19 protein-coding genes and 1 tRNA gene are annotated in these 21332 nt (G+C 60.2%); 8 read left to right on the top strand and 12 right to left on the bottom strand.

Annotation, left to right across the window (positions count from 1 at the left end; translation table 11 throughout):
- Positions 1 to 71: 71 nt before the first annotated feature.
- Positions 72 to 1052: a 23S rRNA pseudouridine(1911/1915/1917) synthase RluD gene (gene rluD, locus OKC42_RS09925; RefSeq protein ID WP_005339771.1), complete on the bottom strand. Its 981-nt coding sequence runs from the start codon at positions 1050 to 1052 to the stop codon at positions 72 to 74.
- Positions 1053 to 1169: 117 nt separating this feature from the next.
- Between rluD and OKC42_RS09920 the strand changes: the two genes are divergently transcribed.
- On the top strand, positions 1170 to 1925 hold the full coding sequence (locus tag OKC42_RS09920; RefSeq protein ID WP_005339769.1) for an outer membrane protein assembly factor BamD: 756 nt from the start codon (positions 1170 to 1172) through the stop codon (positions 1923 to 1925).
- A gap of 149 nt (positions 1926 to 2074) precedes the next feature.
- Here the strand turns inward: OKC42_RS09920 and OKC42_RS09915 are convergent, their stop codons facing one another.
- From OKC42_RS09915 to yqhD, 8 genes are all read right to left on the bottom strand, one after another.
- Positions 2075 to 3403 carry a CoA-disulfide reductase gene (locus OKC42_RS09915; protein WP_201953977.1) on the bottom strand — a complete coding sequence of 443 codons (1329 nt, stop codon included), beginning with the start codon at positions 3401 to 3403 and terminating at the stop codon, positions 2075 to 2077.
- A gap of 98 nt (positions 3404 to 3501) precedes the next feature.
- Positions 3502 to 4902 (bottom strand): L-cystine transporter, encoded by a 1401-nt coding sequence (locus OKC42_RS09910; RefSeq protein WP_270819593.1) that lies wholly within the window; start codon positions 4900 to 4902, stop codon positions 3502 to 3504.
- A 133-nt stretch (positions 4903 to 5035) separates the two neighbouring features.
- A complete protein-coding gene (locus tag OKC42_RS09905; protein ID WP_201953975.1) occupies positions 5036 to 6337 on the bottom strand; it encodes an L-cysteine desulfidase family protein in 1302 nt (433 codons plus the stop codon).
- Between the two features lie 21 nt (positions 6338 to 6358).
- Positions 6359 to 7027 (bottom strand): helix-turn-helix transcriptional regulator, encoded by a 669-nt coding sequence (locus OKC42_RS09900; RefSeq protein WP_005357564.1) that lies wholly within the window; start codon positions 7025 to 7027, stop codon positions 6359 to 6361.
- Positions 7028 to 7174: 147 nt separating this feature from the next.
- Complete coding sequence (locus OKC42_RS09895; RefSeq protein ID WP_201953973.1) at positions 7175 to 7954, bottom strand: substrate-binding periplasmic protein; 780 nt, start codon at positions 7952 to 7954, stop codon at positions 7175 to 7177.
- Positions 7955 to 8052: 98 nt separating this feature from the next.
- The gene (pntB, locus tag OKC42_RS09890; RefSeq protein ID WP_005339759.1) at positions 8053 to 9537 is read right to left on the bottom strand and encodes a Re/Si-specific NAD(P)(+) transhydrogenase subunit beta; all 1485 of its coding nucleotides are present in this window, start codon (positions 9535 to 9537) and stop codon (positions 8053 to 8055) included.
- Positions 9538 to 9548: 11 nt separating this feature from the next.
- Positions 9549 to 11075, bottom strand: coding sequence for a Re/Si-specific NAD(P)(+) transhydrogenase subunit alpha (gene pntA / locus OKC42_RS09885; protein WP_201953971.1), 1527 nt, complete (start codon positions 11073 to 11075; stop codon positions 9549 to 9551).
- Positions 11076 to 11582: 507 nt separating this feature from the next.
- Positions 11583 to 12746, bottom strand: coding sequence for an alcohol dehydrogenase (yqhD, locus tag OKC42_RS09880; protein WP_139405384.1), 1164 nt, complete (start codon positions 12744 to 12746; stop codon positions 11583 to 11585).
- Positions 12747 to 12903: 157 nt separating this feature from the next.
- Between yqhD and OKC42_RS09875 the strand changes: the two genes are divergently transcribed.
- Both OKC42_RS09875 and OKC42_RS09870 read left to right on the top strand, forming a co-directional pair.
- Positions 12904 to 13806, top strand: coding sequence for an AraC family transcriptional regulator (locus tag OKC42_RS09875; protein WP_005339751.1), 903 nt, complete (start codon positions 12904 to 12906; stop codon positions 13804 to 13806).
- A 17-nt stretch (positions 13807 to 13823) separates the two neighbouring features.
- Positions 13824 to 14336 (top strand): lipocalin family protein, encoded by a 513-nt coding sequence (locus OKC42_RS09870; RefSeq protein ID WP_193860845.1) that lies wholly within the window; start codon positions 13824 to 13826, stop codon positions 14334 to 14336.
- Between the two features lie 65 nt (positions 14337 to 14401).
- Here the strand turns inward: OKC42_RS09870 and OKC42_RS09865 are convergent, their stop codons facing one another.
- Together OKC42_RS09865 and OKC42_RS09860 are read right to left on the bottom strand one after the other, a co-directional pair.
- Positions 14402 to 16294 carry a methyl-accepting chemotaxis protein gene (locus tag OKC42_RS09865; RefSeq protein ID WP_201953968.1) on the bottom strand — a complete coding sequence of 631 codons (1893 nt, stop codon included), beginning with the start codon at positions 16292 to 16294 and terminating at the stop codon, positions 14402 to 14404.
- Between the two features lie 207 nt (positions 16295 to 16501).
- The gene (locus OKC42_RS09860) at positions 16502 to 16999 is read right to left on the bottom strand and encodes a lactoylglutathione lyase family protein (RefSeq protein WP_042054839.1); all 498 of its coding nucleotides are present in this window, start codon (positions 16997 to 16999) and stop codon (positions 16502 to 16504) included.
- A gap of 100 nt (positions 17000 to 17099) precedes the next feature.
- On the opposite strand from OKC42_RS09860, the gene OKC42_RS09855 reads away from it, so the two are divergent.
- On the top strand, positions 17100 to 17972 hold the full coding sequence (locus tag OKC42_RS09855) for a LysR family transcriptional regulator (protein ID WP_270819590.1): 873 nt from the start codon (positions 17100 to 17102) through the stop codon (positions 17970 to 17972).
- A gap of 152 nt (positions 17973 to 18124) precedes the next feature.
- On the opposite strand, the gene OKC42_RS09850 is transcribed toward OKC42_RS09855, so the two are convergent.
- A tRNA-Trp gene (locus OKC42_RS09850) sits at positions 18125 to 18201 on the bottom strand.
- A gap of 201 nt (positions 18202 to 18402) precedes the next feature.
- Between OKC42_RS09850 and OKC42_RS09845 the strand changes: the two genes are divergently transcribed.
- The 4 genes from OKC42_RS09845 (at position 18403) to OKC42_RS09830 (ending at position 21311) form a co-directional block, all read left to right on the top strand.
- Positions 18403 to 18945, top strand: coding sequence for a hypothetical protein (locus OKC42_RS09845; RefSeq protein ID WP_270819589.1), 543 nt, complete (start codon positions 18403 to 18405; stop codon positions 18943 to 18945).
- Positions 18946 to 19218: 273 nt separating this feature from the next.
- Positions 19219 to 20139 (top strand): aspartate carbamoyltransferase, encoded by a 921-nt coding sequence (gene pyrB / locus OKC42_RS09840; protein WP_005339735.1) that lies wholly within the window; start codon positions 19219 to 19221, stop codon positions 20137 to 20139.
- A gap of 15 nt (positions 20140 to 20154) precedes the next feature.
- Positions 20155 to 20619: an aspartate carbamoyltransferase regulatory subunit gene (pyrI, locus tag OKC42_RS09835; RefSeq protein ID WP_005339730.1), complete on the top strand. Its 465-nt coding sequence runs from the start codon at positions 20155 to 20157 to the stop codon at positions 20617 to 20619.
- A gap of 200 nt (positions 20620 to 20819) precedes the next feature.
- Positions 20820 to 21311: an arginine repressor gene (locus OKC42_RS09830; RefSeq protein WP_005339728.1), complete on the top strand. Its 492-nt coding sequence runs from the start codon at positions 20820 to 20822 to the stop codon at positions 21309 to 21311.
- The last annotated feature ends 21 nt before the right edge of the window (positions 21312 to 21332 follow it).

Here is a 21332-nt window from a genome sequence, read left to right as displayed (position 1 = left end):
CACATCAGTTCCAGACCAGATCGTCCGGATTGGCGAGGGTGCCCTTGATCTGCAGCACCTCTTTCAGCCCATCAATTCCAGACTAAATCATCCGGATTGGCGAGAGTATCCGCGCGCAGCACTTCCATCAGCTCCACCATGTCTTGCGGTGTAGCTGAATGCCACTGCATCACTTCACCCGTGATGGGGTGAGCCAGTTGCAGCATGGTGGCATGCAGCGCCTGACGGTTGAAGTTACGCAGTGCCTGGGTCAGCTCGGGGGTCGCGTTGCGCAGCGGGCGCAGACGGCCACCGTAAGCGGGATCTCCCACCAGCGGGTGTTTGATGTGCGCCATGTGGACACGGATCTGGTGGGTACGGCCGGTCTCCAGACGCAGACGCAGGCGGGTGTGGCCACGGAACTTCTCGTGCACCCGGTAGTGGGTCACGGAAGGACGGCCATTGGGCACCACGGCCATGTGGGTACGCTGGGTCGGGTGACGGCCGATAGGCGCATCAACGGTACCACCTGCGGTCATGTGACCGATGGCGATCGCTTCGTACTCACGGGTGATCTGGCGCGCCTGCAACGCTTCCACCAGATGGGTCTGTGCGGGTACGGTTTTGGCAACCACCATCAAACCTGTGGTGTCTTTATCCAGACGGTGCACGATACCGGCGCGGGGCACCTCGGCAATGCCGGGGTAGCGGTGCAGCAGGGCGTTGAGGATGGTGCCATCCGGCGTACCTGCACCCGGGTGAACCACCAGACCGGCTGGTTTGTCGATCACCAGAATGTGTTCATCTTCATAAACGATGTTGAGCTCGATATCCTGGGCATCCCAGCGAGTATCATCTTCCAGCTCGACATTCACATGCACCTGCTGCCCGGCCAGAATCTTCTCGCGCGGGGTGTTGGCAACCTGACCGTCCAGGGTCACTCTGTCCTGTAAAATCCACTCCTTGATGCGGGTGCGGGAGTAGTCTGGAAACAATTCGGCCAGGGCCTGGTCGAGTCGCTGCCCGAATTGGTGATCCTGGAATTCGCCTGTCAGTTCAATATGCTGGCTCATGTATGGTCTCTTGAGCGGGGGGTATCAATTCGAAATAATCCGGGTATTCTAGCTTTTCTTTTAGCCAAGCATAACGGATACTTTGCCAATTTCGTGGAAATGGACCGGATGTTGTTGATGGGAAAGAAGTCTCACCTGCTGATGTCGCTCGCCTTGGTCGCTACCTTGATCACAGGCTGTTCCAGCACCAAACCCAAGGTACCCGACGAACCGCCGGAGACCCTGTACCAGAAAGCACGCCTCAAACTGGATGTTGGCAATTACGTGCAAGCCACTGAATTGCTGGAGGCTTTGGACTCTCGCTACCCGTTCGGTGCCTACTCCAATCAGGTGCAGCTTGACCTCATCTATGCCTACTACAAGCAGGATGATACCGCTCAGGCGATCGCCAATATCGACCGTTTTATCCGCCTCAATCCGGCGCATAAAAATATCGATTACGTCTTCTATATGCGCGGCCTGACCAACATGGCGGCGGATTACAACTTCTTCCAAAGCCTGTTCGGTATAGGTCGTGACGACAAAGACCCGGCTTATGCCCGTCAGGCATTCCAGGACTTCAAGACCCTGCTGCAGAACTACCCCAACAGCGTCTATGCCGCCGATGCCCGCGCCCGCATGATTGGCCTGAAGAATCGTCTGGCCCGATATGACCTGAGCGTGGCCGAGTATTACGTGAAGCGTGATGCACTGGTTGCGGCCGCCAACCGGGCCAAGCTGATTGTCGAAACCTACCCCGACACAGCCGAAACCGAGAAGGCACTGGAGATCATGGTCGAGTCTTACGACGCTCTGAAGATGCCGCAGCTGGCCAAGCATGCCCGCGAAGTGCTGGCCAAGAACTACCCGGAGAACCGCCTCGGCCGTGGCTGAGTGATACGGATAAACCGGTAACAAAAAACCGATGCCAAGGCATCGGTTTTTTTATCGCTGCAATTTAGCCACTGACATTACCCGCAGGGGCTCTGCAGAGCTGGGTCAGCGTGACGGCGCCTTCCCAACGCCGTCCGTCATCGCAACGCTTACTTCGCGACGTTACCCGCCACGTTCAGGGCATCCCAGGTGCGGGAGAAGGGCGGCGCGTAGGCAAAGTCCAGCATGCCGAGCTGCTCGGTGGTCACCCCCATGGTGATGGCCACCGCCAGCGCGTCGATGCGGTGGACCGCCCCCTTGCGACCGAGGATCTGGCCACCCAGCAGCCGCTTGCTGCCCGCCTCATAGACCAGCTTGACGTGAATGTCGGACTGACCCGGGCAGTAGTTGGTGTGGCACTTGTCCTTGATCACAACAGTGCGATAGTCGATGCCCATCGCCTTGGCTTCCTGCTCGGAGAGGCCGGTACGGCCCGCCTCCAGCCCCAGCACCTTGAGCGCCGCAGAGCCCAAAGTGCCCGGGAACTCCTGCTCGGCCCCCGCCAGGTTCTCGCCCACCATGCGCCCCAGCTTGTTGGCGATGGTGGCGAGCGGTACATAGACCTGCTGCTGCTTCACGCTGTGCCAGACGCTGGCACAGTCACCGGCCGACCAGACGTTGGCCAGCGAGCTGCGTCCCTGACGATCCACCTTGATGGCGCCGTTACCGAGCCGCTCGATGCCGGTATCGGCCAGAAACTCGGTGTTGGGCTTGACCCCGGTGCAGACCACCACGATATCGGCCTCGTACTCGCCCTGGCTGGTGCGCACGCCGGTCACCCGGCCATCCCCCAGCAGCGCTTCAACTCGCTCACCCAGATGGAGAGAGACCCCCTGCTCGCGCAGTTCGGTTTCGATGTGTTGGGTGATCTCGCCATCAAACGCGTCGGGGATGACCCGATCCGCCAGCTCGATAAGACGCACCTCTTTGCCCTGATGCACCAGCGCCTCGACCACCTCCAGCCCGATAAAGCCGGAGCCGATCACCAGGGCGCGGCGATTGTTCTTGTCTTGCACCGCCGCCTTCAGCGCAAGCCCGTCGGCCATCCGGCGCAGACCAAATACCCCTTGCTGCTGCAAGCCGGGGATGGGGGGCATCACTTCGCGGGCGCCGGTGGCGATCATCAGCCGATCGTAGCGATCGGTGAAGGTGTCGCCGTTGTGCTCCACCACCAGAGTCTGGGCAGCCGCATCGACGCTCAGCACCCGATGGCCAATCTTGACCTCGATCCCCTTGGCGGCGAACTGCTCAGGGGTGAACTCGGCCATGTAACCGGGCTCCTGAAACTCGTCACCGACGAAGTAAGGCAGGCCACAGGCACCGAAAGAGATCACTTCGGAGGCCTCATACACCACGATCTCCGCCTCTTTGGCCAGTCGGCGCGCCTTGGCGGCCGCGCTCATACCGGCGGCTTCGCCACCGATGATCAGAATTCTCATAGTTTTTCCTCTCAATGGCGCAGGGAGGGCATGCCCTCCCTGCGGTCTATGACGGGAAAGAGTCGCCCCTTTCCACGGGCAGATCAACCGACAGCAAATCAGACGGTGGACTCTTCGCCGTCCAGACTCACTTCGTGATCGCTGTTGAACACATGCATGTCGGTCTCGCCCATCAGGCGGCTGGTGACCGTCCCTGCGGTGATGGAGCCGGAGACGTTGAGCGCGGTACGGCCCATGTCGATCAGCGGCTCGATGGAGATGAGCAGACCGGCCAGCGCCACCGGGAAGTCCAGCGCGGAGAGCACGATCAGCGCGGCAAAGGTGGCGCCGCCGCCAATCCCGGCCACCCCGAAGGAGCTGACGGTGATGATGGCGATCAGGGTCATGATAAAACCGGGATCCATCGGGTTGACCCCGACGGTCGGCGCAATCATCACGGCCAGCATGGCTGGATAGATACCGGCGCAGCCGTTCTGGCCGATGGTGGAACCGAAGGAGGCGGCGAAGTTGGCGATCCCCTCAGGAATACCCAGCGACTTGGTCTGGGTCTGCACGTTCATCGGAATGGAGCCCGCACTGGTGCGCGAGGTGAAGGCAAACGCCAGCACCGGAGTGATCTTCTTGAGGAAGCGCAGCGGGTTGATGCCGACCATGCTCACCAGCAGCAGGTGCACGACAAACATGATGGCGATGGCGCCGTAAGAGGCCATCACAAAGCTGAGCAGGTTGAGGATGTCAGCATAGTTGGAACCGGAGACCACCTTGGTCATCAGCGCCAGCACGCCGAACGGGGTCAGGCGCAGCACCAGGGTCACCATTCGCATTACGATGGCATGAGCCACGGCCACGAAGTGGCTGAAGCTGGCGAAGATCTCCGGCTTCTTGCGGGCAATGCCGGTGGCAGAGAGGCCGATGAAGATGGAGAAGATCACCACGGCGATGGTGGAGGTCTTGCGCGCGCCAGTCATGTCGAGGAAGGGGTTGGCGGGAATGAACTCCAGCATCATCTTGGCAAACGACATGCTCTCGACGCTGCCGAGGGTGGTCTGCAGCGCGGCGCCCCGGGCGCTTTCGGCGGCACCGGAGGTGAGCCCTTCAGCGCTCAGGCCAAACAGGTTGGACATCAGGATGCCCGCCCCGGCGGCGATAGCGGTGGTGAAGATCAGCACGCCTATGGTCATGGCGCTGATCTTGCCCAGCGCAGTGCCGCCATTGAGCTTCAAGATAGCGCTGATGATGGAGACCATGATCAGCGGGATGATGATCATCTGCAGCAGCTTCACATAGCCGCTACCCACGATATCCAGATAGTCGATGGTCTGAACAATGACGGGCGAACCTGCACCGTAAAGCAGTTGCAACGCGGCGCCGAACAGAATACCGAGCCCCAGACCGGCAAATACCCGGCGGGTGAAGCTCACATGTTTTTCCTGTAACCGGTAGAGAAAGAACAGCAAGATGGCGGCGATGGCCAGATTGCCGATAACGCTAAATGTCATGGTATGACTCCCCAAAAAGCGGGCTTGGGCCCGAGAAACAAGAGCAAGCGCCATGCTTGCCCTGGCAACCGTGTCAGACGGTCTGCGCCGTCGTGACAAGAACAAGGGGGTCTATCGCCCCCTTGTCACAGATTCACTGCTTCTCCTGTTTCGCTCGCATGATATTGATGATTTCGATGTCGGTATCCAGCATCCCCTCTTTGGAGAGTCGTCCCAGATTGGCGATGGTCTGGTCCACGTCATCGGAGACGATCCCCTCGCTCTGGGGGACATGCAGGTTGTTGATAGCCATCAGCGAAGACTTAACCGCCGCCGAGGTGGAGGTGGAGACCTTCATGGAGCAGGCGCTGCCCGCGCCGTCGCAGATGATGCCGGAGACATCGCCAATCATGTTGTTGATGCAGTGGCTGATCTGCTGATACTGGCCGCCCAGCAGCCAGGTGATGGCGGCTCCAGCCCCCATGGCGGCGGTACTGGCGGCGCAGAGGGCCGACAGCTTGTTCTGATAGGTCTTGATGTAGATGGCCACCAGATGGCTCATCACCAGTGCCCGGGTCAGCTGCTCGTCGCTCGCCTTGAGGAAGCGGGCGGCCGCGACCACCGGCATGGTGGCGGCAATGCCCTGATTTCCGGAACCGGAGTTGGACATGGCGGGCAGCATGGCACCATCCATCCGCGCATCGGAGGCGGCGGAGGAGAGGCGCATAGCCAGGGTCATCAGGTCATCGGAGAGCAGCTTGCGCTCCACCTGCTCGGTGAGGATCTTGCCGATCTTCAGGCCGTAACCCTGCAACCCTTCGTCCGCCAGCGCCTGATTCATGGTGGCGGCCTCGCGGATAAAGTCGATCTCCGCCAGCGGCACTTCCAATGCAAAATCGACGATCTCCCGCAGGGTCATGGCCGGTTTGGTGGATTTGGCCAGCTGGATCTGCACGCCGGGGGCACTGGCCTGCTCCATCAGCACCTCGCCATCCTTCTCCATCAGGATGATGCGGGTGTGGTCGGTGCAGATCACCACCCGGGCGCTATGGCCCTCCACTTCGGCCAGCACCTCGGCGTAGAGCACGTCCGGCACATCCTTCACATCCACCTTGATGACCGGCAGCAGCGCCTTGGCCGCTTCCACCTGTTCTGGTGTGAGAGTCTTTAGCACCTCCAGCCCGGCATCGGGGTTGCCCCCTGTGATGCCGACCGCAGCGGCCACCGGCAGACCGATCATGCCGGTGCCCGGCACCCCGACGCCCATGCCGTTCTTGAACAGATTGCCACTGACCCAGACGTTGATGCGGGTAGGAGTCTCCCCCAGCAGCTTGCGGCAGTTGGCCGCCGCCAGCGCCACCGACATCGGCTCGGTACAGCCCAGGGCCGGCACCACTTCACGCTTGAGCAGGGTAATAAAGTCGGTCCATTGTGCTTTCATCGCAGTGTTTCTCATGTTCAGGGTGCCCGCAGGCAGTTATTGCTTGTTCAGATCCGCCTTGTGGTTGCGGATATGCAGATAAACAGTATGACGGGAGATGCCGAGCATCCGGGCAACCAGCTGGGCCGCCTCCTTGATCTCGAAGATCCCCATGTCGAAGAGCCGGGTCACTATCTCCTTGTTGCGCACCGTGCAGGAGAGCGAATCATCCCGATCCACCTTCTCAATCACCTGGGTCACCAGATCGTCCACCGAGCTGGCAAAAGTCTCGTTGTTGAGCGGCGCTGGTGCCGCTGGCAACGCAAAGGTATCGAGCAGGCTGCCAAGGGAGGTATCCAGACTGAAGTTCACGCAGAGCATGCCGATGGGCTTGCCCTGCCGGTTGCTGATGGTGATGGAGGAGGACTTCATCAGCGTCCCGTCGCGGGTACGGCTGAAGTAACTGCTCCACTGGCTGCCCGCCTCCCCCTGCAAGCGGTTGAGGGCAAAGTCGGTGACCGGCGCCCCCTCCCGACGACCGGTGACATGGCCGTTGGCAATCTTGATGACCGATGCATCCAGCGTATCGAACGCATGCAACACCACCTCGCACCCTGCGCCAAACAGCGCAGCCAGCGCCTCGACCGCGGGCTCGAAACTGGCGATCAGATGACGTTCTTCATCTGTTAACGAATTGATCTGGTCAGTGGTGGCTGCTGTGGACATATATGAGTAACTTTGAGTAAACCGCAGTTGATTCTACTATCAACAAGATCAACTAATGTTGAGCGGCATCCCCTTTTTGCTCGCCATTATGCCCACCTTTTAACAAAGTGCGACAAATTGTGAAGCCGCGCACAGCAGGGCGGCAACTCAGAGGTGATAGCGGGCCAGCAGTTGCTTGTAGGCGGGAGTCTGTTTGAACGCCTTGAGGGCAGAGGAGAAGCGGATAGCCAGCTGGTCGTGGCCGGGCTTGTGGGTAAACGCGAGGAAGTTGCGGTTGTCGTCGGTCAGCAGGCGCGAGCCGTGGTTCACCTGATCCTGTAACCCCTGGGTATGCAGCAGATAACGACCAACGCGCTCGTTGAGCACCACCCCGTCCAGCCGACCTGCCATCATCAAATGCAGCTGTTTGATGGCATTCCCCTCCCCCGTCATCGGCATCCGGATCACCCCGGGATCGGTCAGAAAATCGGGGCTGTAGGCATAATCTTCCTGAATACCTATCCGCAGACCCTTGAGGTCGGAGAGCTGTTTGAAATCCACCGGACGAACCGTCGGATAGAAGAGCACTTCTCCGCTGTAAGAGAGCGGCTCTTCGGGGTAGTGGAGCCAATGCTGGCGGGAAGGTTCAAAGAAGACGTCGACTACCGCATCCCCCTGCCTGAGACGGGCCTGCTGCAGAACCCGCTTCCAGGGCAGCACCCTGATTTCGGTGCGATAACCCATCTGGCGCAACACGGTACAGGCCAGATCGAGATCGGCGCCGGCCAGCTCGCCATTGTCACCACGCATCACATAAGGGGGCCACAGCTCGGTCAGCAGCGTCAGGGTCGGCTGCTCGCTCGTCGCCACGGCCGAACCAGCACCAAACAGGGAGACGAGCAGCCAGCCGTACAACCCGATCCTTCGCCAACCCTGACACCACATCATGGAGATCCCTCATGGTCCGTATGGATTGAGGATATACAAGGGATGAGCAATAAAAAAGGAGGCCGAAGCCTCCTTGATATTCACTCTCTGAATGGCACTTACAGTGCTTTCAGGATTGCCTCGACACTGGCCTTGGCATCGCCAAACAGCATCTGGGTATTTTCCTTGAAGAACAGCGGGTTCTGGACACCGGCGTAGCCAGTGTTCATGGAACGCTTGAAGCCGATGACGTTCTGCGCTTTCCACACTTCCAGCACCGGCATACCGGCGATCGGGCTGCCCGGATCTTCCATCGCGGCCGGGTTAACGGTGTCGTTGGCACCGATCACCAGCACGGTGTCGGTATCGGCGAAGTCGTCGTTGATCTCGTCCATTTCCAGAACGATGTCATACGGGACTTTCGCTTCCGCCAGCAGCACGTTCATGTGGCCAGGCAGACGACCGGCAACCGGGTGGATACCGAAGCGCACCTTGACGCCACGATCACGCAGCTTCTGGGTGATTTCAGCCACCGGATACTGGGCCTGCGCCACCGCCATACCGTAGCCCGGGGTGATGATGACGGAGCTGGAGTTCTTCAGCAGGTCAGCCACTTCCTCGGCGCTGGTTTCGCGGTATTCGCCCATCTCCTGATCAGCCGTGGAGGCCACGCCGTCGGAGCCGAAGCCACCGGCGATCACGGAGATGAAGGAGCGGTTCATCGCCTTGCACATGATGTAAGAGAGGATCGCACCAGAGGAACCCACCAGGGCACCGGTGACGATCAGCAGGTCGTTGGAGAGCATGAAGCCCGCCGCCGCCGCCGCCCAACCGGAGTAGGAGTTCAGCATGGAGACCACGACCGGCATGTCTGCGCCACCGATGGAGGCAACCAGGTGCCAGCCGAAGGCGAAGGCGATCAGGGTCATCACCAGCAGGGCGAAGGTAGAGCCGCCCGCGTTGACGAAGTAGACCATCAGCGCCAGAGAAGCGACCACGGCCAGCAGGTTCAGCTTGTGGCGGTGCGGCAGCATCAGTGGCTTGGAGGAGATGAGACCACGCAGTTTGCCGAAGGCAACCACGGAACCGGTAAAGGTTACGGCACCAATGAAGACGCCCAGGAAGATCTCGACCAGATGGATGTTCAGCATGGCGCCGGTCAGGTGCTCAACCTGGGCAACGCTGTTGGCCTGCTCGAACGCCGCACGGGCGGCTGCCAGGGTGGCATCCAGGTTGGAACCGACGGAGACGACGACCTCAGCAGGTGCAGAAGGGTGCAGATCGATGAAGCTGTTGAAGCCCACCAGTACTGCCGCCATACCCACGAAGCTGTGCAGCACGGCCACCAGCTCGGGCATCTCGGTCATTTCGACCTTGAGTGCCAGACGCACGCCGATGGCACCACCGATCACCATGGCCAGGATGATCCAGTGAACGCCACTGGTCTCCGGGTTGAATACGGTGGCGAGCAGGGCGATAGCCATACCCGCGATACCGAACAGGTTGCCATGCTTGGCCGTTTCTTGCTTCGACAGTCCCGCGAGACTGAGGATGAAGAGCACGGCGGCAACGATATAGGATGCTGTTACCAGTCCTTGAGACACGTTAAACCCCCTTAATCCTTACGGAACATCTTCAGCATGCGCTGAGTGACGGTGAAGCCGCCGAAGATGTTGATACTGGCAATCAGCACGGCGATGAAGGCCAATGCGGTAACCAGAGTCGACCCTTGCCCGATCTGCAGCAGGGCACCGACCACGATAATGCCGGAGATGGCATTGGTGACCGACATCAGCGGCGTGTGCAGGGCGTGCGATACGTTCCACACCACGTAGTAACCGACCACACAGGCCAAGATGAATACGGTGAAGTGGGAGAGGAAGGCTGCCGGGGCAACGGAGGCGATCCAGCCGAAGGCGGCGATGCCGAGGGCACCGAACACGAACTTCTTGTTGGAGGGCTTGGCCTCTTCCTTCTTGGCGGCCGGTTTGGCGGCGGCCGGTTTCTGCGGGGCAGCAGAGACGGAGATGGCGGGCGGCGGGAAGGTCACTTCACCGGCCTGGATCACCGTCATGTTGCGCTGAACCACGTCTTCGAAGTCGATGGCAACGTTGCCGTCCTTCTCCTTGCACATCAGCTTCATCAGGTTGACCAAGTTGGTACCGTAGAGCTGGGAGGATTGGGCAGGCAGACGACCCGGCAGATCGGTGTAACCAATCACCTTGACGCCGTTGTCGGTGACATGCAGCTCACCCGGCACTGTGTATTCACAGTTGCCGCCAGCCTGAGCGGCCATGTCCACAATGACGGAGCCCGGCTTCATGCTGTCGACCATCTCTTTGGTGATCAGCTTGGGAGCCGGCTTGCCCGGGATCAGGGCGGTGGTGATGATGATGTCCACCTCTTTGGCCTGCTGGGCAAACAGCTCCATCTCGGCCTTGATGAACTCTTCGCTCATCACTTTGGCGTAACCATCGGAGGAGGAACCATCCTCACCGCCGAAGTCGAGCTTGAGGAACTCGCCACCCATGGATTCGATCTGCTCGGCCACTTCCAGACGGGTATCGAACGCACGCACGATGGCACCGAGGGAACCGGCCGTACCGATGGCAGCCAGACCGGCCACACCGGCACCGATCACCAGTACCTTGGCAGGCGGCACTTTACCGGCTGCGGTGATTTGACCGGTGAAGAAGCGACCGAACTGGTGCGCAGCTTCAACCACGGCGCGATAGCCACCGATGTTGGCCATGGAGGAGAGGGCATCGAGGGACTGGGCACGGGAGATCCGCGGCACCATATCCATCGCCATCACATTGATGTTGCGCTCGGACAGCTTCTTGACCAGCTCAGGGTTCTGGGCAGGCCAGATGAAGCTCACCAGAGTGGCGCCATCTTTAATTTGTGCGATCTCGGCATCGGTCGGCGCATTGACCTTGAAGATAAGGTCGGCTTGCCAGACATTCGGCACCACGCTGGCACCGGCAGCCTCGAAGGCGGCATCATCGAAGCTGGCCGACAGGCCTGCGCCGGTCTCGATGGCGACCTCGAAGCCGAGCTTTTTCAGCTGCTCGACGGTAGCCGGGGTCGCTGCGACCCGGGTCTCACCGGCGAGACTCTCTCTCGGTATTCCAATCTGCATGACTATTCCCTGATGGTTAATAAACAATCGCTGCCCAGTGTCTCACTTCTGACGAAACAAGACATGACCAAAGTGCAGGTCCAGGGCTCTTTGTTATGAAAATCAGTAGGCTTTACCTCAACCTCCTGTCATGGTCAGGCCCCCGCTTTTCAGGCGCGAAGGTGATTAGTATCAAATTTTGGAGTTTTATTACAACCGCAGTCCCGACGGCACTCGTACAGAATTCAGCCCATCCCTGGCTACGATTAAAAAAAACAAACCAAATTAGAGGCTTATACCAGTAAAAACGGCTGAAAAAAGTGATCCAACCAGTCAAAAAAAATGTTTTACCGGCCCTCTATCTTAGCGTTTTTTGTTCTTACGAAATCCGCTTTCGTCTCACTTCTCGCAGCGAAACGCCGAAAAGTAACATTTTCCCAACAAAAGCGGGGCCGCTCAGCCGCCAGATAGCGGGAGAGGGCCCCGGCAATTCAATCGTTTCGCCCGTTTGGCACCGATTGGCGGCCCTTACCAGGCCGCTTCATAAATATGCTGGCTCTGCACCAGATCGATATCGCTGTGCTCGCCCAGACGGGTCATGCCGTGCTCACCCAGCTTGCCGATCAGGGTGTCGATACCCAGATCTTTCAGACCGTAGTCGCGCAGTCGGGTCTTGACCCCCATCCGCTCGAAGAAGTCGCGGGTCGCGGCGATGGCATCGTCGATGCGCTCCGCTTCGCTACCGCTGTGCAGACCCCACACCCGCTCGGCGTATTGCAGCAGCTTGGCATGTTTCTGTTTGCGCTTGGCCTGCAGCAGGGCGGGCAGCACCACCGCCAGAGTCTGGGCGTGGTCGAGGCCGTGCAGGGCAGTCAGCTCGTGACCCAGCATATGGGTGGCCCAGTCCTGCGGCACACCGGCACCGATCAGGCCGTTCAACGCCATGGTGGCGCTCCACATGATGTTGGCGCGTACCTCGTAGTTGTGCGGCTCGGCCAGCGCCTTGGGACCCTCTTCGATCAGGGTCAGCAGCAAGCCTTCAGCGAAGCGATCCTGCACCTTGGCATTGACCGGATAGGTGAGGTACTGCTCCACGATGTGAACAAACGCATCCACTACCCCGTTCGCCACCTGACGCTCGGGCAGGGTGTAGGTGAGCACCGGATCGAGTACGGCAAAGCGCGGCATCACGAACGGCGAGAAGAAGTGCACCTTGTCGCCACTGCTGCGACGGGTGATGACGGCGCCCATGTTCATTTCGGAACCGGTCGCCGGCAGGGTCAGCACGGAACCAAGCGGGATGGCGGAACGCACTTCGCTGCCGACGGTCTCGAGAATGTGCCAGGGATCCTTGGCCAGATCGTAGTGCGCGGCAGCAGCGATAAACTTGGTGCCATCGAGCACGGAGCCACCGCCAACGGCGAGCAGGAAGTCGACCCGCTCGGCACGGGCCAGCTCTACGGCGCCCATCAGGGTCTCGTAGGCCGGGTTCGGCTCGATGCCGCCAAATTCAAACAGGGTCATGCCAGCCAGCTCGTTGCGGATCTGTTCCAGCAGGCCGCTGCGTACCACGCTGCCGCCACCATAGGTGATCATGACGCGGGCGTCGCTCGGAAGCTGCTCGCGCAGCTGGGCGATCTGCCCTTGGCCGAACAGGATTTTGGTCGGGGTATGGAGAGTAAAGTTGTTCATCGACATTGCCTTCTTCTGATAGTCAGGGCGGCCAGGCCGCGAAATCGTGATTGCATTTTTCTCCAGAACCACCCTACCATCAAGACAACATCCTGCTTGATTCTTGCCTATTTCTACAAAGCAGCGAAAACCGGAACTGTCGAATCAAAGAGCGCCCATGCAAAACCGTTACAGCGACCTCGCAACCAGATTGACCCGCCACGTCACCGCCCCCGGCATCACCCCATCACCGGTGAAACAGGTCAACCTCATCTATACCACCGAGCACCATGGCCGCACCCCGGTGCTCTACCAACCGCGGATGATCGTTATCCTGCAGGGACACAAGGTGGGTTATCTGGCGGATCAGGTGTTTCGCTACGACCCCAACCACTATCTGCTGATGACCCTGCCGCTCCCCTGCGAGTGCGAGTGCTTCGCCTCCCCCGAGCAGCCGCTTATCGGTTTTACCATCGAGATCGATCTGGTCACCCTGCAAGAGCTGCTGCTGGAGCTGGGCGATGCCCTGCCCGCCCCCGCGCCGCAAAAGAGCGGCGTCCACTCGGTCCCCCTGTCGGAAACCATGTTTTGCGCCGCCGAGCGACTGATCGAGCTGATGGATAACCCGTTGCACGCCAGGGTGCTGGGACCGCAGACGGTGCGGGAGATGCTGTTCCACGCCCTCACCGAGGGGGGCGGCCCGGCGCTGCAAGCGCTCGCCAATCGCCACAACCATGTGGGCCAGATCGCCCGGGTGCTGCGTATGATAGAGTCCCGTTATGCCGACAACCTCACCATGGAGGAGCTGGCGCGGGAGGTGAACATGAGCGTCTCCGCCTTTCACCACCACTTCAAGGCGGTCACAGCTACCTCGCCGCTGCAGTACATCAAGTCGTTTCGCCTGCACAAGGCGCGAATGATGATGCTGCACGACGGCATCAAGGCGGGCACCGCGGCGGCCAGAGTCGGTTACGAGAGCAACTCCCAGTTCAGTCGGGAGTACAAGCGCTTCTTCGGCAGCACGCCGACGGATCAGGCCTCCCGCTTCCGGGATGGTCAGTTGCGCATCATTGAGGGATAACAAGAGAGGGATTACTTATGCGTTCACTGCTTTGCCTGTTCACCGCTTTACTGCTGACGGCCTGTACCGGGATTGCCGATGGCATCCGCCCCGTTACCGGCTTCCAGCTCGATCGTTATCTTGGCACCTGGTATGAGATTGCCCGCCTCGACCACAGCTTCGAGCGGGGGCTGGAGCAGGTGAGCGCCACCTACAGCCTGCGGGACGATGGCGGCGTCAAGGTGCTCAACCGCGGCAAGCAGAGCGATGGCAGCTGGCGCGAAGCCGAGGGCAAGGCCTACTTCGTCGATACTCCTGACGAGGCGCGGCTCAAGGTGAGCTTCTTCGGCCCCTTCTACGGCGGCTACAACGTCATCGACCTCGACCCCGATTACCAGCTCTCGCTGGTGACCAGCTACAACCACGATTACCTCTGGATCCTCTCCCGCTCACCCAACCCGCCCAAGGCGAAGGTGGATGCGCTGGTCGCCAAAGCGAAGTCGCTGGGCTTTGCCACCGACCAGCTGATTTGGGTCAAACAGACTCCTTAAGCCAGTCGTGAAATAACAAAGGGCAGCCCGCGGGCTGCCCTTTCTGTTGCTGGCGTGGCGGGATGTCAGAGCTGGAAGCGGCCGATCTCCTGCTCCAGCCGCTCGGTCAACGACTTGAGTTCAGCCGCCTGCGCCGCCTCGCTGCCCGCCTGCTCGGCCAGCTCTTGCGAGACGTGGCGGATATTCTCGGTATTGCGGCTGATCTCGCCGGTCACCGAGGTCTGCTCTTCGGCCGCCGCCGCGATCTGGGTCGCCATGTCGCTGATGGAGCCGATCGCCTCGTTGATCCGGGCAAGGCTCTGGTTGGCGGCTTCCGCATCCTCCACGCTGGTACCCGCCAGCTGACGGCTGGTCTCCATACCACCCACGGCGCGACGAGTGGTCTGCTGCAGGGTCTCGATCATCTGCTGGATCTCGTCGGTGGAGTCGTGGGTACGGCGCGACAGCACCCGCACCTCGTCCGCCACCACCGCAAAACCACGGCCCTGCTCACCGGCCCGGGCCGCCTCGATGGCGGCGTTGAGCGCCAGCAGGTTGGTCTGCTCGGCGATGCCGCTGATGGTCGCCAGAATGCCGCTGATCTTCTGGGCATGGCTGTCCAGCTCATTGATGATCTGGCTGGCATCGGCCACTTCGTCCGCCAAACCGGTAATGCTGCGCTGACTCTGGCCAACCTGGGATTGGCCGGCGACCGCCAGTGCGACCGCATCGGTGGCGGTGGTGGCGGCAAACTCGGCATTACCGGCGATCTCCTGGGTAGCGGAAGCCATCTCGGTCACCGCGGTCGCCACCATCACGATCTCGTCCTGCTGCTGGCGTACCCGCTGGCTGCGGGCCTGCGCCCCGGCCGCCTGAGCGCGAGACTGTGCCGCCAGCTCGACGGTCACATCCCGCAACCGGCTGACGATACCGTGCAGCCGCGCCACGAACTGGTTGAAGTTCTGGGCCAGCTGGCCCACCTCATCCTTGCTGTGGGTGTTGATGTGAACGGTGAGATCCCCCTCGCCGTGGGCAATGTCGTGCAGGGCGTGCGCGACCCGACCGAGATCGGCGAACAGGTATTTGAAGGTGGCGGTGAGCAGGGCGCTGAATACCAGCATCAGCACCAGAGTCAGCCCCACCAGCTCCCACAGCAGACTGCTGAGCGGAGCCTCCAGCACATCGCGATACATCACCATGGCCAGCAGCCAGTCGGTGCCCGGTACCGGTTGTACCGCCAGCAGCACATCCCGCCCGTCGAGGGTGGCGGCGTGCAGCTCGCTGTTTTCACGGCCCCACTGCTGGAAGGTGGCGGCAGAGAGTCCCGGCGCCAGCTCGGCGATGGGCTTGAGCGCCAAATCCTTCTGCGGATGGCCGACGATGAGGCCGCTGCTGTCGAGCAGCATGGCGTAGCCCTCACCCTGCACCTTCATCGCCAGCACTTCGTCGATCAGCTTGTCGAGCGCCAAGTTGGCCCCCACGGCACCGACCAGCTCCCCCTGATGGCGCACCGGCTCGGAGAGGGTGACCACCAGCTTCTGCATGGTGACGCTGACATAGGGGGCGGTGACGATCAGCTGCCCCGCCTTCACCGCATCCTGATACCAGGGGCGCTCGCGCGGGTCATAGTTGCCGGTGTTGAGGGAGGGATCCTGCCGGGTCATCACCCCCTGCGCGGAGCCAAAATAGGTAAGCCCGAATCCACCGGAGGTGTAGGCCTGCTTCAGGTGGGGCACCAGCTCGGCTTGGGGGTTGTCGCTGATCAGGTTGACCAGCGCATGGACGGTGTTCTTGCGATCCGTCATCCATTCGCCGATGGCGACCGAGTAGGCGTGGCCATAGTTGACCGCCTCGCTCTGGATGGCGCTCATGGTGCGGGATTTTAGGGTGTGAAAGGCAACGATGCCGAGCAGTGATGCCATCAGCAGCACCACACCAAGACTGGTGGCCAGCAGCTTGCCGCGCAGAGAGAGGGTCATGACGACGAATCCTTGTTGTTGTGTCAGGCAGGGAAAACCCTGATGTATCAAAGGCTATCGGCCGCAATATGAACAGACTTTAGTGAATCTGTATATTTTCCCATCTATCAACAACAGAACGCGCTATTCGTGTGAACCAGATCGCTATTCCATGCTACTGACTCTTGTAACAACAAAGCAGTAGGCCGCCCGAAGGCGGCCTGTCACTTACCCCTGATATGCACCGGCGGAGTAGGTCAGCTCATAGCTGTGGCTGTAGATCTCGACGATATTGCCGAAGGGATCTTCCATGTAGACCATGCGGTAGGGTTTCTCGCCCGGGTAGTACTCGCGCACCGGCATCCGCTGCTTGCCGCCCGCCGCGACGATGCGCGCCGCCAGCCCCTCGACATCCGGATCCTGCACGCTGAAGTGGAACACCCCGGTCTTCCAGAATTCGAAGTTGTTTTCGCGCTGCTCGCTGTTGGGGAACTCGAACAGCTCGATGCCGATCTTGTCGCCGGTAGAGAGGTGGGCGATGCGAAAAGAACCCCAACCCGGGCCAAACACGTCGTTACACATCACGCCGATGGCAGAGTCATCCTCGGTGATGGTGGTCGCCGGCATGATGAGATACCAGCCCATCACCTTGGTATAGAACTCGACCGCTTTGTCGAGGTCAGTCACCGTGATGCCGATGTGGGAGAAGTTGCGCGGGTAAGTCATAAGTCACCTTGAAATTGTGTGTGGGAAACAGGTGACATGATAGGAAGGGGCGACATAATGAAAAATAAGGTCAAACTAATGGAAGGCATAAATTAAATTTATGGTTAATCCACTCTGGCTCCACACCCTGGTGGTGGTGCATGAAACCGGCAGTTTTACCCGTGCCGCCGAGCGGCTGGATCTCACCCAGGCCGCCGTCAGTCAGCATATCTCGCGCCTCGAGGCCGAATTTGGCCCCCTGCTGCTGCGCAAGCCCCGTCAGCTGGAGCTCACTCCGCGCGGGCTGGTGCTGCTCGACTTCGCCCGCCAGCAGGCGCAGGCCGCCGAACAGCTGCGGGCGCGCCTCTCGGACGATGACCCTCACCACGGCGCCATCACCCTGTCCACCCCGGGCAGCATCGGTCTGCTGCTCTATCCCCTGCTGCTCGACCAGCAACAGGAGCACCCCGGACTCACCATCCAGCACCGTTTCGCCCCCACCCCCGACATAGTGCAGGCGGTACTGGCAGGGCGCAGCGATCTGGGACTGGTGGATCAACCGCCGGAGCACCCCAGCATCGCCGCCGAGCCCTTCGCCCGCGAACCCCTCTGTCTGGTGGTGCCCAACGATGGCGAGGAGCCGAGCTGGCAGCACCTCTGTCAGCTCGGCTTTATCGACCACCCGGATGGCCGCAGCATGGCACAACGCCTGTTGGGACGACGCTACCCCGGCCAGCGCGTTGACGAGATCCCGCTGCGCGGCTTTACCAACCAGATCGGCCTGATCCTGGAGCCGGTCGCCCGCGGCCTCGGCTTTACCGTGCTGCCCCGCTTCGCCGTCACCGCCTTTGCCCAGCAGGAGAAGATCCGGGTGATCCAGAGCAGCATTGAAGTGATCGACACCCTCTGGCTGATCTACCGCGCCGAGTGGCCGCTTCCCGCCCGCCACCAGAGGCTGGTCACCGTCCTGAAACAGCGGGTTGCTACACATTGAACGCTCTTGCGGCAGACATCGAGATCAATGTGGCCACAGTCACCGGGGCTAGCGGCTAGAAGGAGAAGGGAGAGAAGAGAAAGGAGAGAGGGATAAATTGGCGAACGCCGGAAATGCGAAAGGCCAGCTCAATGAGCTGGCCTTTCTGAAAATGGCAGGGGCGGCAGGACTCGAACCCGCAACCATCGGTTTTGGAGACCGCTGTTCTACCAATTGGAACTACGCCCCTGCAACAAACGAGGCGTAGTATACAAAGTGGAGATCAAAGGTAAAGGATTTTTTTACGCTTTCGATGCGATTGCACAAATCCCGAACAAGTCGCGGTTGTTTGTGCAGCGAAGCGGGATAACTTGCTGTATTTGCAGCCCTGCCGGGGTAGGAATGGGACATAAATGGGGGTAGGGTGAAATCAGGTACCGGGAGGCCACTTATGCTCAATTACCGACTGCTCCAACAACTGGCGCCCCTCAACTTCAGGGATGAACGCAAGACAGAGTCCCTGCCCGCCTATCTTGAACGGGTCGCGCCGCTGGTGCCCTTTATTCCTGAAAATGTGCTCTCCCAGTGGATTTACCGCCATTGGCGCGGTTTTGAGTCCAACTGGAGCTTTATCGATCTCGCCAGCCATCAGTTCACCTGTGAAAGCTGGCCCACCGCGCGACTGGTGGATCAGGTGGACTCCCGCCATATGGAGGTGATCGAGCGCTGGGGCGAGATGCTGCGCAGCAACCGCTATGTGCGTCGCTCCTGGCTCGGCGAGAAGATGCTGAGCGACGGCACCTGGCCCGAGCCGGTTATCGTACTGGCGCCAGAGGAGGGAGCCAGCTACCCGAACGGCCATCCCCTGCCCCGCCCCTACTGCCTGCTGGAAGGGCACCACAGACTCGGTTATTTGCGCGCCATGGCCCGCGATGGGGAATCGCTGCAAGAGACGCACAAGGTGTGGATTTGTCGTCATGTTTCCGCCACTTAAACGTTTTTCATGCTGAAATTGGCATCGGAAATAAAATTTTGACAATTAAAAAAGCGGCCCTATAATCTGTCCGGTTTTGAAAAAGGTCGGGACGAAACGATGCAGTTTTTGATTCAGAAAACAGCCTTGCAGACGGGTGGTGCGCACCAGAGCGGCCCCGTTGTTTCCGGTTCCCACCCCAAAGATCCCCAGTTATTTTTAAAAAAAGCCCCTGTTTCAGGGGCTTTTTTTGTGCCCGAAAAACCTCCAATGATGTCAAAGGGAATGCAGACGATGACCAATCCACTCTATAAGAAACATGTCATCTCCATTTCGGACCTGACCCGGTCAGAAATGGAACTGGTAGTCTCAACCGCACAACGGTTGAAGGCTGAACCTGACACCAGCCTGTTGAAAGACAAGCTGGTTGCCAGCTGCTTCTTCGAAGCCTCCACCCGCACCCGCCTCTCGTTCGAGACCGCGGTACAGCGCCTTGGCGGCAACATCATCGGCTTCGCCGACGGTGGCAACACCAGCGCCAAGAAGGGTGAGACGCTGGCTGACTCCATCAAGATCATCGGCTCCTACTCGGATGCGGTGGTGATGCGCCACCCGAAAGAGGGCGCGGCCCGTCTGGCCTCCGAGTTCTCCCGCGTGCCGGTCATCAACGGCGGCGACGGCTCCAACCAGCATCCGAGCCAGACCCTGCTCGACCTGTTCACCATCCATGAGACCCAGGGCCGTCTGGACAACCTCAACGTCGCCTTCGTCGGTGACCTGAAATATGGCCGCACCGTGCACTCGCTGGCCCAGGCCCTCAGCCTGTTCAACTGCCGCTTCTTCTTCATCTCCCCGGAAGCGCTGGCGATGCCGGACTACATCTGCGAAGAGCTGGAAGAGAAGGGTATCCAGTTCAGCGTCCACCAGACCATGGAAGAGGTGATGCCGGAGCTGGACATCCTCTACATGACCCGCGTCCAGAAAGAGCGCTTCGACGAGACTGAATACAAGCACATGGCCGCCAAGTTCATTCTGGAGCTGGCTACCCTGGAAGGGGCCAAGCCCACCATGAAGATCCTGCATCCCCTGCCCCGCGTCGACGAGATCGATGTGGCGGTCGACAAGACTCCCCACGCTTGCTACTTCCAGCAGGCGGAGAACGGGGTCTATGCACGCCAGGCGCTGCTGGCACTGGTACTGAACGAAACTGTCTGAGCTTAGGGGAATATCATGTCTGACAAGAACCAACTGCAAGTCGAAGCCATCCGTCACGGCTCCGTCATCGATCACATCCCCGCTGGCCAAGGCATCAAGATCCTCAAGCTGTTCCAGCTGGTCGAAACCCAGGAGCGGATCACCGTCGGCTTCAACCTGAAATCCGGCGCGCTGGGCAAGAAGGATCTCATCAAGATTGAGAACACCCGCCTGACCGAGCAACAAGCCAACCAGCTGGCGCTGTTCGCCCCGAAAGCGACCGTCAACATCATCGAAGACTTCAATGTGGTGAAGAAGCACCAGCTGGAGCTGCCGGAGTTCATCGCCGGGGTGTTCCACTGCCCCAACTCCAACTGCATCTCCCACAACGAGCCGGTGGACAGCTACTTCCGGGTGCGCGAAGTGAAAGGCGTGGTACGGATGAAGTGCAAATATTGCGAGAAGTCCTTCACTCAGGACATCGTCAGCGAGCGTTACTGATATCTGATTGGGCCCCGCGGGGCCCATTTTTGAACCCTGTCACATCACCAAATTTCCAGTCAGCTATAATTTGCCATCGCAAGATGGTAATGCCCGCTCATTCCCTGCATATAGATAGATTATCAGTTTTTTTACCTGATAACTGACTGCTATGGCAGATATCGCGCGTTTACCTCCGGTCATCATCAAAGGAATTCGCCGTGGTCAAAACCCTCAGTCGTCCCGTTGCCCAAGAGCCCGATCTGGCCCAGCTGGATGCCTGTCGCCAGATCATCGGTCAGCACTGCTACAGCACCCAGGAAGAGATCCGTCGCGAGCTGTCGGAGCGCGGCTTTGCCGACATCAGCCAGTCCACCATCTCCCGCCTGCTGCGCCGCCTCGGCGTTGCCAAGGCGCAGAATGCCAACGGCAAGAAGGTCTACACCCTGGTCGATGAGCAGCTGGAACCCGCCGGCAGTACCCGCTCGATCCACGACATGGTGCGTGAAGTGGTACACAACCAGCAGATGGTGCTGATCCACACCACTCCGGGGGCCGCCACCGTGGTGGCTCGCCTGCTGGATCGCAACGCCAATCCCGAGATCATGGGCGCCGTCGCGGGCAATGACGTGGTGCTGGTCGCGCCGCGCCATATCAGCCGTACCCGTCAGGCCCATGCCGCCGTGGTGCGCACGCTGGCGCAGGCACGCTAAGCTATTTCCCCTAAATACATC

Source organism: Aeromonas sp. Y311-2 (genome assembly GCF_027706025.1).
GTDB lineage: Bacteria > Pseudomonadota > Gammaproteobacteria > Enterobacterales > Aeromonadaceae > Aeromonas > Aeromonas veronii.
This window is presented reverse-complemented; position numbering and strand designations above follow the sequence as displayed.